The organism is uncultured Megasphaera sp. (assembly GCF_900539295.1).
Lineage (GTDB): Bacteria > Bacillota > Negativicutes > Veillonellales > Megasphaeraceae > Megasphaera.
The window spans coordinates 90,031-106,462 of record NZ_UQBH01000002.1; the positions used below are offsets into that span (position 1 = coordinate 90,031).

At 51.6% G+C, this 16,432-nt stretch carries 20 protein-coding genes; all 20 read left to right on the forward strand.

Annotated elements, in window-relative coordinates:
- The first annotated feature begins 2 nt into the window (after positions 1-2).
- The 20 genes from QZQ46_RS01130 (at position 3) to rnc (ending at position 16,414) form a co-directional block, all read left to right on the forward strand.
- The gene (locus QZQ46_RS01130) at positions 3-974 is read left to right on the forward strand and encodes an SIS domain-containing protein (protein WP_296826167.1); all 972 of its coding nucleotides are present in this window, start codon (positions 3-5) and stop codon (positions 972-974) included.
- Positions 974-1,510 carry an HAD family hydrolase gene (locus QZQ46_RS01135; protein WP_296826125.1) on the forward strand — a complete coding sequence of 179 codons (537 nt, stop codon included), beginning with the start codon at positions 974-976 and terminating at the stop codon, positions 1,508-1,510. The genes QZQ46_RS01130 and QZQ46_RS01135 overlap by 1 nt, the downstream gene beginning before the upstream one ends.
- Before the next feature lie 18 nt (positions 1,511-1,528).
- Entirely contained in the window at positions 1,529-2,467 is a 939-nt protein-coding gene (locus QZQ46_RS01140; RefSeq protein WP_296826126.1) for a lysophospholipid acyltransferase family protein, read from the forward strand.
- Positions 2,439-2,993 (forward strand): LPS export ABC transporter periplasmic protein LptC, encoded by a 555-nt coding sequence (gene lptC / locus QZQ46_RS01145; RefSeq protein ID WP_296826127.1) that lies wholly within the window; start codon positions 2,439-2,441, stop codon positions 2,991-2,993. Before QZQ46_RS01140 ends, lptC begins: the two co-directional genes overlap by 29 nt.
- Before the next feature lie 2 nt (positions 2,994-2,995).
- Positions 2,996-3,733, forward strand: a complete 738-nt coding sequence (locus QZQ46_RS01150) for an LptA/OstA family protein (protein ID WP_296826128.1) — start codon at positions 2,996-2,998, stop codon at positions 3,731-3,733.
- Positions 3,734-3,746: 13 nt separating this feature from the next.
- A complete protein-coding gene (gene lptB / locus QZQ46_RS01155; protein WP_296826129.1) occupies positions 3,747-4,466 on the forward strand; it encodes an LPS export ABC transporter ATP-binding protein in 720 nt (239 codons plus the stop codon).
- A 13-nt stretch (positions 4,467-4,479) separates the two neighbouring features.
- Complete coding sequence (gene lptG / locus QZQ46_RS01160; protein ID WP_296826130.1) at positions 4,480-5,568, forward strand: LPS export ABC transporter permease LptG; 1,089 nt, start codon at positions 4,480-4,482, stop codon at positions 5,566-5,568.
- A gap of 208 nt (positions 5,569-5,776) precedes the next feature.
- Complete coding sequence (locus tag QZQ46_RS01165; protein WP_296826131.1) at positions 5,777-7,036, forward strand: DUF3084 domain-containing protein; 1,260 nt, start codon at positions 5,777-5,779, stop codon at positions 7,034-7,036.
- 11 nt (positions 7,037-7,047) lie between these two features.
- Positions 7,048-7,458 (forward strand): hypothetical protein, encoded by a 411-nt coding sequence (locus tag QZQ46_RS01170; protein WP_296826132.1) that lies wholly within the window; start codon positions 7,048-7,050, stop codon positions 7,456-7,458.
- 3 nt (positions 7,459-7,461) lie between these two features.
- On the forward strand, positions 7,462-8,298 hold the full coding sequence (locus QZQ46_RS01175; RefSeq protein WP_296826133.1) for a YitT family protein: 837 nt from the start codon (positions 7,462-7,464) through the stop codon (positions 8,296-8,298).
- Positions 8,299-8,432: 134 nt separating this feature from the next.
- The gene (locus tag QZQ46_RS01180; RefSeq protein ID WP_014015045.1) at positions 8,433-8,663 is read left to right on the forward strand and encodes a YdbC family protein; all 231 of its coding nucleotides are present in this window, start codon (positions 8,433-8,435) and stop codon (positions 8,661-8,663) included.
- 150 nt (positions 8,664-8,813) lie between these two features.
- Positions 8,814-9,356, forward strand: coding sequence for a transcription factor FapR (gene fapR / locus QZQ46_RS01185; RefSeq protein WP_044504508.1), 543 nt, complete (start codon positions 8,814-8,816; stop codon positions 9,354-9,356).
- A gap of 15 nt (positions 9,357-9,371) precedes the next feature.
- Positions 9,372-10,397 carry a phosphate acyltransferase PlsX gene (gene plsX, locus QZQ46_RS01190; protein ID WP_296826134.1) on the forward strand — a complete coding sequence of 342 codons (1,026 nt, stop codon included), beginning with the start codon at positions 9,372-9,374 and terminating at the stop codon, positions 10,395-10,397.
- Entirely contained in the window at positions 10,381-11,376 is a 996-nt protein-coding gene (locus QZQ46_RS01195; protein WP_296826135.1) for a beta-ketoacyl-ACP synthase III, read from the forward strand. Before plsX ends, QZQ46_RS01195 begins: the two co-directional genes overlap by 17 nt.
- 25 nt (positions 11,377-11,401) lie before the next feature.
- Positions 11,402-12,343, forward strand: coding sequence for an ACP S-malonyltransferase (gene fabD / locus QZQ46_RS01200; RefSeq protein WP_296826168.1), 942 nt, complete (start codon positions 11,402-11,404; stop codon positions 12,341-12,343).
- Position 12,344: 1 nt separating this feature from the next.
- Positions 12,345-13,088 (forward strand): 3-oxoacyl-[acyl-carrier-protein] reductase, encoded by a 744-nt coding sequence (fabG, locus tag QZQ46_RS01205; protein ID WP_296826136.1) that lies wholly within the window; start codon positions 12,345-12,347, stop codon positions 13,086-13,088.
- 34 nt (positions 13,089-13,122) lie between these two features.
- Entirely contained in the window at positions 13,123-13,368 is a 246-nt protein-coding gene (locus QZQ46_RS01210) for an acyl carrier protein (protein ID WP_044504498.1), read from the forward strand.
- Between the two features lie 73 nt (positions 13,369-13,441).
- Positions 13,442-14,398, forward strand: coding sequence for a nitronate monooxygenase family protein (locus QZQ46_RS01215; RefSeq protein ID WP_296826137.1), 957 nt, complete (start codon positions 13,442-13,444; stop codon positions 14,396-14,398).
- A gap of 34 nt (positions 14,399-14,432) precedes the next feature.
- Complete coding sequence (gene fabF, locus QZQ46_RS01220) at positions 14,433-15,686, forward strand: beta-ketoacyl-ACP synthase II (protein ID WP_296826138.1); 1,254 nt, start codon at positions 14,433-14,435, stop codon at positions 15,684-15,686.
- Between the two features lie 17 nt (positions 15,687-15,703).
- Positions 15,704-16,414, forward strand: coding sequence for a ribonuclease III (rnc, locus tag QZQ46_RS01225; RefSeq protein WP_296826139.1), 711 nt, complete (start codon positions 15,704-15,706; stop codon positions 16,412-16,414).
- The last annotated feature ends 18 nt before the right edge of the window (positions 16,415-16,432 follow it).

Consider the following 16,432-nt stretch of genomic DNA (forward strand, 5'->3'; position numbering starts at 1 on the left):
TGATGGATATTTTAGAAGAAGCAAGAGACGTGCTTCATCAGGAAGCACAGGGAATTGAAAATTTAATTCCGACATTGGATCAGAATTTCGTCAATGCCGTAAACCTTATCATGCAGTCGAACGGCCGGGTCATCGTTACCGGCATGGGAAAATCGGGCCACATTGCCCGCAAAGTGGCAGCTACCTTGTCGAGTACGGGGACGCCGTCGATTTTCCTCCATCCTGCTGAAGGGATTCACGGTGATTTGGGCATGGTTACGGCCGACGATATCGTTCTCGCCTTTTCAAACAGCGGCGAAACTGTTGAAATCCTCAACACCTTGCCGTCCCTGAAGCGAATCGGGGCCAAACTCATCGCCGTCGTCGGCAATCACAATTCGACCCTGGCCAAACATGCCGATATCATCCTCGATGCCTCCGTTGAAAAGGAAGCCTGCCCCTTAGGACTGGCTCCGACGACGAGCACGACCGTCTCTTTGGCCCTCGGCGATGCTCTGGCCGTGGTACTCCTTACGCAGCACCACTTTACGAAAGAACAATTCGGAATCTTCCATCCCGGCGGAGCCTTGGGCAAGAAACTCCTGCTCACTGTCGACGATGTCATGCATAAAGGAGCCGACAACCCGGTCGTCACCGAAGACAGCAGCGTTCAGGACGCGTTGTTCCTGATGACGGAGAAGGGCCTCGGCGCCGTTTCCGTCGTCAATGAAGACGGCATCCTTATCGGCCTCGTTACCGACGGCGACGTTCGCCGCGGCCTGGAAACGGGCTCTAATTTCCTGCAGTGGCCCGTCGACGCCATGATGACCAAGAATCCGCGAGTCATCGTCAATCATAAACTGGCGACAGAAGCCCTGCACATCATGGAAAAGAATCAGCCTCGTCCGATTACGGTCCTGCCCGTCGTCGATGAAGACCAAAAAGTCGTCGGCATGGTCCACATTACGGATTTACTGCGACAGGGAGTGGTCTGATGGGCTTTTTGACACACGTTAAAATGCTGGCCCTCGATGTCGACGGCGTCCTGACCGACGGCATCATCTACTACAGCCCGTCGGGCGATGCCATGAAAGGTTTTTCTGCCCGCGACGGCATGGGGATTTCCCTGGTCCGGGCGGCAGGGCTCAAGACGGCTCTGGTTACGGGCCGCCGTTCGCCCATGGTTGAACAGCGGGCCAAGGATTTACACATTGATTACGTACTGCAGGACTGCTCGCATAAACTTCGGTCTATGCAGCAATTATGCAGTGAAATCGGTCTCTCCCTCGATGAAGTCGCTTACATGGGAGACGACCTGAACGACGTCGAACTCATTGCCAATGCCGGATTTGGTGCAGCACCCCTCGATGCCTGCGAAGAAGCACGAAACTCGGCCGCTTTTGTTTCTGCCTATCCCGGAGGCCACGGAGCCCTCAGGGAGTTTGCCGAATATATTTTAAAAAGCCAACATGTTTGGGATGACGTTTTGCGTCGTTATTTGGGGGATTCGGCATTTAACTTGCGCCAATAAGAAAGGAGAGTCTGTACTGTGGGGAAGGAATGGCAGTACCACGTTGCTCGCGGATTTGGAAAGTTCCTCTGTTGTCTTCCATATCCGGTCATTATTTCTTTGGGCCGTACACTCGGTCCTTTCGTAGGGAAACTTATGAAAAAGCAGCGCGAACGCGGTATTTTCCAAATTCAGCGCGGCCTGGAATGCAGCCGGCCCGAAGCGGAAGTCATCATGACTGAAGTCTTTCGCAATCTGGGACAGTCGCTGATGGAAATTCTTTATACACCGCGGCTGAATCCCGGCAATATCCGAGAATACGTCACGCTCGACCACCCGGAACGGCTCGACGAAGCGATGAAAGAGGACAAGGGGGTCATCGTCCTCACGGCGCACATGGGCAACTGGGAATGGCTCGGCGCCTTGGCCATGTACGGCTATCCGGCATCGACGATTGTCAAAAACCAGGCCAACAGCGCCGTTACGAGGCTGCTCAATGAAAACCGGGAAGGCATGGGCCTCGAGGTCTTTGCCCGCGGCGGCAATGAGATGATCATCGCTGCCCGCGCCCTGAAGCGCAAGAAGCTCCTCGGCTTTTTGGCCGACCAGGACGGCGGCTTTTACGGCGTGCCCCAGCCCTTTTTGGGCAAGATGAGCTCGACGCCTAAAGGACCTGCCATGTTTGCCCAAAAATTTCATTCGCCCATCATTCCGGTCTTTACCATTCACGATGAAAACCACCGCACCCACTTGGCTATCGGGGAAATCATGCATTATGAAGACACGGGCGATAAGGAAGCCGACATTGCCCGCATGACCCGCAAGATGGCGGTCATTACGGAAAACTTCATCAAGGAACATCCGAATGAATGGCTGTGGTTCCAGCATCGCTGGAGTACGGAGCCGGAAGAAATCATTGCATTACAACAGAAACCGGAGGCGCATATCGATGATAGCCGAAAAGCTGAAAAAGAATAAAATTTCCCTGATTGCCGTCATCGCCGTCATCGGTTTTGCTGTCATGCTCTATGTCTTCATGAATCCCAATACGTCGGAAGATACGATGGTCAGTCCCGATAAACTCGTCGAATTTGAAGGGTCGGAACTGGAAGAAAAGAATGAGGGAAAACTGGTTTGGCGGCTGACTGCCGATAAGATTCAAATCGATCCGGATACGCAGATCATGTACTTTACCAATCCGAAAGCGCTGATCGTCGCCGAAGACGGGACACAGATGACCATTACCTCTGAAAAGGGCATCGTCGACCGTGAAAAGAAGACCATTGAAATCAAGCAGCCCGTAAAGGCCGAAACCGATAAAGGCGATACGTTGCAGACCGAAGGCAGTGTGTATTATAATATGGATACGCGTATGATTAAAGGCGGCAAAGTCGTGATGGAGCGCCATGACAATACGACGCTGAAAGCAGATGCTTTTGAAACAGACAGCAGCCTGACCAAGGTCTTGCTGACCGGCCATGCGCAAGTGACAAGGGGAGAATAATTATGATGGAATTACTTGGAAGAAAATTAGCAGCTGCCGCCCTCATGGGGTCCTTGATACTTCCGTCTGTCGGGGTCATCGCTGCCGACAACAACGGTAATCCTGCCGTATCGGTTACGGCAGACAAGCTCGAATACAACGGCAAGACCCAAGTCGCAACGGCAACGGGCAACGTCGTCATCGTCCGCGACCAGGCGACGATGACCGGGAATAAAGGCGTCTACAATTTAAAGACGTCTGAAGCCGATATGGAAGGCAACGTCGCCGTTCAGCAGCCGAATATGCAGCTCAATTCGGATAAAATGCACTCGACGAACCGCAACTATATCGTAGCAACGGGCAACGTCCACGGCGTTTATGAAGATAAAAAAGTCCGCGGCGATAAGGTCGAATACTACCTCGATAAAGATTACAGCATTGTCACCGGCAACGGCTATCTCGAAGCCCAGGGTTCTCAGATGTGGGCCGACCATATCGATGCCTGGTTCAAGCAGATAAAGGCCGTCGGCACGGGCAGCGTCCATATCGAATCGCCGGCAGACAACCTCGTCGCCTATGCCAATCAGGCCGTCTATACACAGACGCCGGGCCAAAATGACGGCGTCATCCACCTTCAGGGGAACGTCCATGCGACCCAGAACGGCAACTCCTTAAATGGGGATAATGTCGATATTCAGCTTGCCGATAATTCTGTTCAGACCCGCAGCCGCTCGACCATCGTCATCGTACCGGGCCAATGAGTAAGGGGAATCTATGTTTATTCAGACCAAAGATCTCGTAAAATCGTATAAAGAACGAAACGCCGTCGACGGCGTCAGCATCCGCGTCGACCAGGGGGAAATCGTCGGCCTCTTGGGCCCGAATGGGGCGGGGAAGACGACGACCTTCTACATGATCGTCGGTATCGAACGACCGACGGCCGGTGAAATCACCATTGACGGCAACGATATTACCCAGCTGCCCATCCACAAGCGGTCAGCCCACGGTATCGGCTATTTGCCTCAGGAAGCATCGATATTCCGCAAATTGACCGTAGAGGATAACCTCCTGGCCGTATTGGAGACGACCAAGCTCAATAAGAAAGAACAGCGTAAAAAAGCGGAGGACTTGATGGAAGAGTTCTCCATTACCCATCTGCGGGACCGGCTGGGCATCCAGCTTTCCGGCGGCGAACGGCGCCGCGTCGAAATTGCCCGCTGCCTGGTTACGGATCCGTCCTTCATTCTCCTCGACGAACCCTTTGCCGGCATCGATCCCTTGGCTGTCAACGATATCCAAGGGATTATCAGCCATTTAAAGCGGCGCGGCATGGGCGTTCTCATCACCGACCACAATGTTCGGGAAACGCTCAGCATCGTCGATAAAGCCTATATTTTGAGCGATGGGAAAATCCTTCTCGAAGGTACTCCGGAAGTCATCGCCAACGATCCGGTCGCCAAGAAATTCTACTTAGGCGAAGAATTCAGGATGTAACAGGGAGTATGGAATGCGTATATTAGACAAGTATATATTAAAAGAATTTATCGGCCCCTTTCTGTTTGGCGTCTGTGCCTTTACAGCCGTCTTCATCGGGACGGGTACCCTCTATCGAATCGCCAATCTCATCAATCAGTACGGGGCCTCTCCTTGGGCGGCCTTTCGCGTCTTTGTACTGGCCATACCCTCTATCATTGTCATCACCTTTCCCATGTCGGTCCTCTTAGGTTCGCTCATGGCTTTTGGCCGCCTTTCCAGTTCCAGTGAACTGATTGTCATGCGGGCCAGCGGGCAAAATTTCATCCGCCTGGCCATGCCGGTCTTCGTCGCCGCCTTGTGTATTTCTCTGGGAGCGACGGCTTTCAACGAATACGTCGTACCGAAGGCTAATAATGCCTACAACCGCATCATCAATGATGAAATAAAGCACAACGTGGCGCCCAAGACTCAGGATCATATCATCATCAAGAATACCGACGGTTCCGATATTTCCAGCCTGATGTACGCCCGACAGTATGATGCAGAGTCGCGGGAATTGAAGGATATTACCGTCCAGGAATTTGAAAATGACCAGCTCATGCGAGTCGAACAAGCAGACCGAGCCGACTGGAACGGTCAGAAATGGATCATGCACGAAGGGACGATTTTTGACGTATCGACCGACGAAAAGACGACGCGGTCCATGAAGTTCCAAAATCAGGCCCTTCCGGTTACGCAGAAGCCGGATAAAATCGCGTCTTCTCAGAAGAAGCCTGAAGAATTGACCATTCGTGAATTGAAGGAGCAGATCAGCCTCCTCGACCAAAATTCTGTCGACACCAATAAGATGAAAGTCGAAATGTACAACCGCTTTGCCCTGCCTCTGGCAAGCCTCGTCTGTGCCGTTGTCGGTGCTCCCTTGGGGATGCAGAAGCAGCGCGGAAGCTCTTCCATCGGCTTTGGCATCAGCGTCGTCGTCATCTTTATTTATTACTCGATCATGACTCTTGGCAATGCCCTGGGGAACGGTGGTAAGATACCGCCTTATATCGCCGCCTTTTTACCGGATATCGTCTGCGGTATCGCCGGCGTCATCTTAGTCTATAAGAAATCGAAGTGAGAAAAGGGACTGTCCTTTAAGGCAGTTCCTTTTTGAGATTGAATATAAAATAGAGACGGGCAAACCGATTGTCTGTTGTGACCAAAGATGGATGATACGTCGTCCGCGTTGGGATAATTGGAGTCTTTCTGACGCTTCACGCTTGCAGGAAGGCTCCTTTATAGTCTATAATATAATGAAATTAAATGATGAGAAAAGGTGGTGGCTTATGGAATACGGATGGATCATGCTGGTCGTTTTGGCCGTTATGGGCGGCATTATTGCCTATCTTGGCGATAAAATCGGCTCTCGTGTAGGCAAACAAAAAATTAAATTATTCGGACTCAGACCGAAGTACACGTCTATCTTAGTCACTATCCTGACCGGCATCAGCATCGCGGCCATTACCTTAGGCGTCATGTCCATCCTTTCCGAAAATGTCCGCATCGCCTTATTCGGCATGCATCAGCTTCAGATGCAGAAAGCTCAGCTCGAAGCACAGCGCAGCCAGCTCCTGCAGCAGGCCGTTGAGCTCGGGAAGGAACTGGATGATAAGAATCAATTAATTGCAGCCAATGAAGAGCTCTTAAAGCAGCAGCAGGAACAGCTCGACGGGAAGAACGAAGAAATCCGTGCTACCCAAATGGACCTGCAGCAGGCTCAGTTGGCCCGCGACGACAAGGCCCGTCAGCTGACTGTTATCCAAGTCGCCATGGATGAGGCCAAAAAGCAGCGTGACTCGGCCCTGGCCGACAGTGAAAAGGCGCGTCAGGACGTGGCCATGCTGGAAGAAACAAAGAATAAAATGATGGATACCATCGATGGCCTCGATAAGCGCATCAAGGTCCTCAACGCGACTATGACCAACATCCGTGAAGGAACGGTCATCTTCCGTGTCGGCGAAGTCCTCTCCAGCAACGTACTCCGCGGTGGTCTTTCTGTCGAGCAGACGCGGGAAGAACTCAGCCGAGCCATGAGCCAGACCAATACCATGATCGGCCGCCATCTCGGCGTTTCTGATGAAAATACAGTCTTGCTGTACATTTCGCCGGAAGAATTCAACGCGACTGTCGACGCCCTGCAAAAAGCCGGGAAATCGCAGAAACTCCTGCGTATCATTGCTGCCGGCAACATCATCCTCGGCGAACCGGCCCTGGTCCACGTCGAAATGTATGATAACCAATTGATTTATCATCGCGGCGACGTCGTCTACGAAGAACGGCTGAAAGCCTATGACTGGTCCGGCAATACAGAACTGCAGGTCATGCGCTTCTTACATAATGTCAACCAACAGGCTCAGGCCAAGGGACTTCTGCCGGACCCCCTGACGGGTAATGTCGGCGCCTTGACGGCAGCGGAAATGTTTGATACCATCAACCGCATCAAGAACCACAGCGGTGAAAATATCGTACTCCGAGCCGTGGCAGAAGCCGATACCTATACGGCCGGTCCTTTGCAGATCGACATCCGTGTCGAAGCCGATAAGTAGGGAGGCGCCTGATGATATTTGCTATTGATCCCGGCTCCGAAAAGACCGGCACGGCCGTCGTCAATGACGACGGCAGCTTGGTCGTGAAGGCCATCGTTCCGACGCCGGACCTCATTTCTTACATCGAAGAGCTTTATGGAAACTATCCTTTTTCCCATATCGTCATGGGTGACGGGACGAACCATAAACATCTGCAGCCGGCTGTGGAGCAGTGGATTGCCGACGGCCGCAGGGCCATTACCTTTTCACTCATTGATGAAAAATTTACGACTGTCGAAGGGCGTAATCTCTATTTTCAGTGTACGCCCCGCAGGGGATGGCGGCGTTTCATCCCCTTATCGCTTCAATATCCGCCGGAACCGGTCGACGATTTCGTCGCCTGGATTATCGGCCGCCGCTATTTAGACAACCAAAGGAGGTAATCTATGAAATATTTTTTACGCGCACTGGGCCTGGCTTTTGGGGCCTTTATCTACACGATTGGACTCGACGTATTCCTGGTCCCGAACCACGTCATTGACGGCGGTGTCGTCGGCATCGCCCTCATGGCAGCCGAGGTGACGGGCATCAGTTTCAGTATATTTATCATCGTCTTGAATATTCCCTTTTTCATTTTCGGGTATAAAAAGATCGGTGCTTTTTTTACCGTATCGTCGCTTTTTTCCATTCTCTGTCTGTCCGTATGGAGTGATTTCCTTCACTATCCGCCGGTTACGTCAGATCCTTTCCTGTCGACGATTTACGGCGGTATCATCATTGGCCTCGGCGTCGGCCTCATCATTCGCTGGGGCGGATCCCTCGACGGTACGGAAGTACTGGCCATCATTGCCGATCGTCAGACGCCCTTTTCTGTCGGCGAGACGATCATGTTCTTTAATCTCTTTATCTTAGGCAGCTCGGGCTTCGTCTTTTCCTGGGACAGCGCCATGTATTCCCTGGTGGCTTACTTCATCGCTTATAAAATGATCGACGTCGTTACGACCGGTCTCGACGAAATGAAGGGCATGCTCATCGTTACGGGAAAACACGATGCCGTCGCCCAGTGCCTCACGCAGGACATGGGCCGTGCCGTGACCCTCATCAATGGGGAAGGCGCTTACAAGCGGGAAAAAACGATGATCCTCTACTGCGTCGTATCGCGGCTTGAAATCACCAAGATCCGCGACGCTATTACGACCATTGATCCGGCTGCTTTCGTCTCCGTCTTCGATATCAGCGAGGCCCACGGCGGTCTCTTCAAGCGGCGGAAAAGCCACGGATAAGGGTGAAAAAAGCTTGACATTATCGGCGAATCTGCTGTATTGACATAATTTGCATATTTGCTATTATATAAAATAATTGGGTTATCGACGTAACCTGACATGATGCAATCATAAACGCTATCGGGAGGTATACAATGGCACAGTTAAATTTCAACATCGAAGACATTTGCGGCACTTTGTCTGAAAATAAAGACGGCTGGCGCAAAGAATTGACCTACATCAGCTGGAACAATCGAGCTCCTAAGTTTGACCTGCGTTCGTGGGACCCTGATTACCAGGCCATGACCAAGGGGATTACCATGACCAAGGAAGAGTTAGAAAAACTGCGTGATGTATTGAACGAAATGGATTTCGATAAATACTAAGGAGTGATGAGTATGCTTTCGGCAATTCGACGAGAATGAATGGGATGAAAGCATACTTTTTTATTTTCCTTGCCAAAATCGTCAAAACATTATATAATCTCTAGTTGTATGTGCTAATAGTACTTGGTAATAATTTCAAGGGTGAATGACATGGTTCGTATAGCAAGAGATAAGCGACATGCTTTGTTACAGAAGCGAATTGAAGATAATCCTTTTATAAATGATGAAGAATTAGCTGAAGAACTTTCCGTCAGTGTAGCTACAATCCGCTTGGACCGCATGGCCTTGGGGATACCTGAAATGCGCATCCGCATCCGTCAAAAGGCGGAAGCGGCTCAACCTAAACTGCGAAATGCGACTGTCGTCGGCGAACTCGTAGACTGCATCATCGGAAAGAATGCCATTTCGATTATGACGGCTACGGATGATATGGTCGACGAAGCCCATATCGTGCGCTCCCAATGCCTCTATGCTCAGGCCAGCTCCCTGGCACGGACCGTATTAAACCTTCCTGTCTGTATCACGGCAGTTGCCAATGTAAAATATAAACAACCCGTTACCGTAGGCGATAAACTGATTGCCAAAGCCGACGTCATCCGTCAGCGCGACCAGAAATACTACGTATGGGTTACGATTCGGAAGATGAGAAAAGAAGTGTTCCGGGCGAAATTTATTATAGAATCTTTGGAATAATGGAGCGGTAGTATAATGAAAATAGCAGTAGATGCGATGGGCGGCGATTATGCACCGGAAGAAATTGTTCTCGGTGCCATTGAAGCCGTCAAAGCATATGATTACGATGTCGTCCTGGTCGGTGATGAAACAAAAATACGCAAGGTACTGACGACGTATGGGGCGAAAGAAACAGAACGCCTGTCCATCGTCCATGCCAGTGAAGTCATCGAAATGGGCGAGCATCCGGCTCAGGCCATTCGCCGCAAGAAAGACGCATCCATCGTCGTAGCTGCCCGCTTGGTAAAGGACGGCGCATGTGATGCTGTCGTTGCCGCCGGCAGCACCGGGGCCGCTGTAACGGCTGCCCTTTTTGAACTGGGCCGCATCAAAGGAATTGAAAGGCCCTGCATTGCTACGCCGATTCCTTCGAAGAAGGGGATTACGGTCCTCCTCGATTCCGGGGCCAATGCCAGCAGCAAGCCGAAGCATTTGGTCGAAGGCGCCATCATGGGCTGCCACTATGCCAAATACATCCTCGGCATCGAAAAGCCGGCTGTCGGCCTCTTGAACATCGGTGAAGAAGCGTCGAAGGGCAATGAGTTGTGTCAAAAGACACATCCCATGTTGGAAAATTTGAAAACAATTACTTTCTATGGTAACGTAGAAGGCAGAGATATACCGAAAGGAACGGTCGACGTCGTCGTCTGCGACGGATTCGTCGGCAATGTCATCCTGAAATTTGGGGAAGGCATGGCCATGTTTATCATCCGTCTCGTTCGCGACACGATCAAACAGAGCGGGTTCATCGCTAAATTAGGGGCCCTGGCCATCTATCCGGCGCTGAAATCGCTCAAGAAAAGACTGGACTTTACCGAATACGGCGGAGCACCGCTGTTAGGTGTCAATGGCAGCTTTATCATCTGTCACGGCAGTTCGAAGGCTAAGGCCATCAAGAATGCCGTCCGCGTGGCCGGCGAAATTGCAGAGCAAGACGTCATCGGCCATATTCGCAAAAGTATAGAGGAAGAAGAGGTAGAACAGTATGATAGTGAAAGCTAACGCCGCCGGCGTGCTGGGTACGGGCCATTATGTACCCGATAGAGTCGTTACCAATACCGAGTTGGAAAAGTATGTCGATACATCGGACGAATGGATTCAGAGCCGTACGGGCATCAAGACTCGTCACTTTGCAGAAGACGGGCTGAATACGTCGGATATGTGCACCATTGCGGCCAAGCAGGCCCTGGAAATGGCCAACCTGTCAGCTGAAGACCTGGATATGATCATCGTCTGCACCTTGACGCCGGATATGACTATCCCGTCGACGGCTTGTATCGTACAGGATAATATCGGGGCCAAGAATGCAGCGGTCTTTGATTTGTATGCAGCCTGCTCGGGCTTTGCCTATGGTGCCATTACGGCGGCACAGTACATCGAAACGGGCATGTACCGTCACGTCATGGTCATCGGTGCTGAAATCCTCAGCCGTTTCCTTGATATGACCGACCGCAATACCTGCGTCCTCTTCGGCGATGGAGCTGGAGCGGCTGTCTTCGGTCCGGTTCCGCAGGGCTACGGCATCCTCGGTGCCGATATGGGTGCCGACGGAAGCGGCGGTAAATACCTGAGCATCCCGTCGAGCGGCGTCGCTATTTTGCCGACTGACGAAGCGCGGGCAAAACACCTGACCTACGTTAAGATGGACGGCAAGGAAGTTTATAAATTTGCCGTTAAAGTCATGGGACGGACGGCGGAAAAAGCCTTGGAACGGGCCGGTCTTAATTATGAAGACATCGACCTTTTGGTTCCTCACCAGGCCAATACCCGCATCATCCAATCGGCAGCCAAACGGCTCCACCTGCCTATGGAAAAAGTCTTTGTAAACATTGATAAATACGCCAATACGTCGGGAGCTTCCATTCCCATTGCCCTCGACGAAGCCCTCCGTCAAGGCCGCATGAAGCGCGACGATATCGTCGTACTGGCCGGATTCGGTGCCGGATTGACTTGGGCCGGCTTAGTTATGAAGTGGTATTAATTTTTTTCGAGAGGTGTGACTGATGATGAAAAAAGCCTTTGTTTTTCCCGGCCAGGGTGCCCAAAAAGTGGGGATGGTCAAAGATTTATACGATGCCTATCCGGTCGTAAAACAGCTCTTTGAAGAAGCTGACGACGCCTTGGGTTTTTCTCTGACCAAACTTTGCTTTGAAGGTCCTGATGAAGAACTGATGAAGACCTATAATACGCAGCCGGCTATCCTTACGTCCAGCACGGCATGCTGCCGCGTCCTGGCTCAGGAAGGCCTTCTGCCTGACATCGCAGCCGGCCACAGCCTCGGTGAATATTCGGCCCTCGTTGCCGCCGGTTCGTTAACCTTTGCCGATGCCGTACGGACGGTCCGCCTCCGCGGTCAGTTCATGCAGGAAGCCGTTCCCCTTGGAGAAGGCGGTATGGCAGCCATTCTCGGCTTAGATGAAGATAAGATCAAGGCCATCTGCGCTGACATTTCTAAAGAAGGCGGCGTCGTCCAGGCAGTCAATTTCAACTGCCCCGGTCAGATCGTCATCGCCGGCAGCACCAAAGCCGTTGAAGAAGCGGCAGCGCGCATGAAGGATGCCGGTGCTAAACGGGCGGTTCTCCTCCACGTCAGCGCTCCTTTCCACAGCACGCTCATGGAACCGGCAGCCAAACGCTTAGCCGAAGTCCTCGACGATATTACCATTTCCGATGCTAAAATCCCCGTCGTGGCCAATGTCAACGGCCAGATTGAAACGGCAGCAGCCGATATTAAGGCCTCTCTCATCAAACAGGCTGCCAGTCCCGTCCTTTGGATCGACTGCACCAAGACCATGCTCGACTTTGGGGCTGAAAACTTCGTAGAAGTCGGCCCGGGTAAAACACTTTGCGGGTTTAATCGGAAAATCGACCGCAAAATCCACAGCGAAAATGTAGAAGATATTCCTTCCTTACAGAAAACGCTTGAATTTTTCCAGGAGGTTCGATAAAATGCAGTTAACAGGAAAAACAGCCATCGTTACCGGCGGCTCCCGCGGCATCGGCCGTGCGGCAGCCCTGACCTTAGCTGAGGCCGGTGCCGACGTCGCTGTTATCTATGCCGGCAATACCGCCGCTGCTGAAGAAACGGTCCGCCTTATCGAAGAAAAAGGGCGCAAGGCCTTGGCCATCCAGTGCGATGTAGCTGATGAAGCTGCCGTCGCTGCTATGGTCAAAGACGTCAAGAAAGAATTGGGACGCATCGACATTTTAGTCAACAATGCAGGCATCACCCGTGACGGCCTGCTCATGATCATGAAGGAAGATGATTGGCAGTCTGTCCTTGATACCAATCTTACCGGCGCGTTCCACTGCACCAAAGCCGTTACCCGGCTGATGATGAAGCAGCGCAGCGGTTCGATTATCAACATCACGTCTGTCGTCGGTGAAACAGGCAACGCCGGTCAGGCTAATTACGCCGCTGCTAAAGCAGGCCTCATTGGCTTTACCAAATCCGTTGCGAAAGAACTGGCTTCGCGAAACATCCGCTGCAATGCCATTGCTCCGGGATGCATCGAAACGGACATGACGGCTGTCCTCGGCGAGGACACTGTCGATGCCATGATTAAAACGATTCCCATGGGCCGCGTGGCTCAGCCGGAAGAAGTGGCAAAAGCCGTGTTATTCCTTGCATCGGATGATGCCAGTTATATTACCGGCCAGACGCTCAATGTAGATGGCGGCATGGTAATGTAAACAATCATACTCCACTGAAAGGGGGTGAATGGACATGAGCGAAGAAAATACTTTTGAAAAAGTAAAGAGCATTGTTGTTGAACAGTTAGGCGTTGACGAAAAAGAAGTCAAAATGGACGCTGCTTACATCGATGATTTAGGCGCTGATTCCTTGGACATCGTAGAACTGATCATGGCTTTCGAAGAAGAATTCAATATCGAAATCCCTGACGATGTTGCTGAAAAAATCAAAACTGTCAAAGATACAGTTGATTACATTGAAAAGGAAAAGAAAGCATAAGTTTGCAATAAGAGCCTGAAGGGGGAGGCATATGTGTCTTCCCCTCCTGGTATCTTGAATGGAGGAAAACAGAGTGAAGCTGCCAGAATTAAGAATAGGTAAGCTTGTAGCAAAGGTGCCAATTATTCAAGGTGGTATGGCAATCCGTTTGTCCACAGCCCGTTTGGCGGCAGCAGTAGCCAATGAAGGCGGTATCGGCCTTATTGCGGCATCTGGCATGCCTTTTGACGAATTGCGACATGAAATTAAGTTAGCCAGAAAGTTATCTCCTCGTGGAATTATAGGTATAAATGTCATGGTTGCAGCCCGTGAATTCAAGGGCTTGGTAACTACGGCAATTGAAGAAGGAATCGATCTGGTTGTGGCAGGCGCAGGTTTTTCCCGGGATATGTTTGCCTGGGGGAAGGATTCGGGCACGCCTATTGTCCCTATTGTGTCTTCTGCCAAACTAGCTAAAATATCCCAATCCCTGGGTGCTTCGGCCGTCGTTGTCGAAGGTGCAGAAGCAGGCGGGCATTTGGGAACGAATCGCTCAAGCCGCGTCATCGTACCGGAAGTACGAGCCGCTGTTGACATTCCCGTCATCGGCGCCGGCGGCGTCCTGCATGGAAGCGATATCGTAGAAATGCTCCGTCTCGGAGCCAACGGCGTCCAGATGGGCAGCCGCTTTGCTGCCAGTGTCGAATCGAACGGCGCTGACGCATTAAAAGAAGTCTATCTCCGGGCCAATAAACCGGAAGATTTTATTCTCGTACACAGCCCTGTCGGTCTTCCCGGCCAGGCTATTCGTACGCCGTTTTCTGAACGGATTCTCTTGGGTACGGCACCGAAGCCGGAAACGTGTGATTTCTGTCTGAAAAAATGCAGTCATAAGTACTGTATTATCCGGGCATTGACGCGGGCCCAGCAAGGGGACGTTGAAACTGGCCTGGTATTTTCCGGCAAACGTATGATGGAAATTCATGACATCCTGCCGGTCAAGGATATATTTGCAAATATTAAGCGGGAAGTGGAAGAGATTCCCGATTGATAAATGCGTTACATTTTATAATGAGGTGAAAACTTTGGAAAAACGCGTAGTAATTACAGGGTTAGGGGTCATTTCTCCTGTCGGCATCGGCAAAGATGCTTTTTGGAAAGCCCTGCTCAACGGCGAAAGCGGCATCGGCCCCATTACCCATTTTGACGCAGCGGAATATACGACTCGCATTGCCGGCGAAGTCAAGGATTTTGACCCGGCTGATTTCGGCATCGACCGTAAAGAAGCCCGTCACATGGACCCGTCCACGCAGTATTCGGTTGCCGCTGCAAAATTGGCCTTAGATGATTCAAAAATCAACTTAGACGACGAAGACCGCGATCGTATCGGTACCATTATCGGGACCGGTATCGGCGGTATGGAAACGCTGCATAACTTATATAAGGGCCTCTTCTCGAAGGGTCCGTCCCGGGTCAATCCCTTTGTCGTACCGAAGATGATTGCCAATATGGCCTCCGGCCAGGTATCCATTTTCTTCGGCCTTCAGGGACACTGCGCCAGCGTCGTTACAGCCTGCGCAACAGGGACCAACTCCATCGGTGACGCTTACCGCATGATTCAGCGCGGCGAACTCGATGCAGCCCTGGCCGGCGGTACGGAAGCTGCCGTATCTCCCGGTGCCGTAGCCGGTTTTGCGGCTATGAAGGCCCTCAGTACGCGTAATGACGACCCGGCCCATGCATCTCGTCCCTTCGATAAAGACCGTGACGGCTTTGTTATGGGCGAAGGCGCCGGCATCGTCGTTCTCGAAGAATTGGAACACGCTAAAAAGCGCGGTGCTCACATTTACTGTGAAATCGGCGGCTATGGCAGCAATGCCGACGCCTACCACATTACGGCACCGGCTCCGGAAGGTCTCCAGCAGTCCAAGTGCATGGCTTTGGCTGTCAAAGATGCCGGTCTCAAACCGGAAGATGTCGACTACGTCAATGCTCACGGTACATCCACTCACCTCAATGACTTTAACGAATCCGTCGCCGTTGCCCGCGTCTTTGGCGACCATACCAAAAATCTGCTCATGAGTTCGACGAAATCCATGACCGGCCATCTCCTCGGTGCTGCCGGTGCCGTCGAAGCCATTGCCTGCGCCATGACGATTGAAACGGGGAAAGTCCATCCGACAATCAACCTCGTTGAACCGGAAGAAGAATTGAAAGCCCTGGGCATCAACTATGTACCCAACCAGGCTGTCGATTCCGACGTCAAAGTCGCTATTTCCAACTCCTTTGGATTTGGCGGTCACAACGCGACGCTGCTGTTCAAAAAATACGCTGAATAAAGAAGAAGACTGACCTGATGGATACGACTCGAAAAGAACAGTTAGAACAGTTCATACAGGTCTTGGGTCTGCAGGAATTTCACAATTTTCTTATTTTGGATCAGGCCCTGACCCATTCTTCCTATGCCAATGAAAATAAGGCCAATCACGGCTATTACAATGAACGCCTTGAGTTTTTAGGCGATGCCATCTTAGATTTGGTCGTAGGGGAATATTTATTTCTCCACTATCCGCATATGCCCGAAGGGCAGCTGTCAAAGGCCAGAGCCAGTGTCGTCAGTGAGACGCCCTTGGCTTCGGTATGCATGAAGTTTCATATGGGCGACTACCTCCTTCTGGGGAAGGGGGAAATCGCAACCGGCGGCCGCATGCGTCCCAGCATACTGGCCGATGCCTTTGAAGCCGTTGTCGGTGCCATCTACATCGACAGCTCTTATGAAGAGGCGCGGAAATTCATCCTTCACCAATTAAAGGACTACTTGGATCTCGTCGACAGCGGTCATTACGAAAAAGACTACAAGACGATTTTCCAAGAGTACGTACAGCAAGACGGTCCTCAGCGTATCGAGTACCGCCTCTGCCGGACAGAAGGGCCGGATCATGATAAGACCTTCTATATGGAAATCTTGGTCAACGGCAAAGTCCTTGGCGAAGGATCGGGAAAATCAAAAAAATATGCCGAACAACACGCGGCGCATGAAGCGCTCATGCGGTTAAAAGGCAAGTAGACGAGGAGCTGCCTAGGC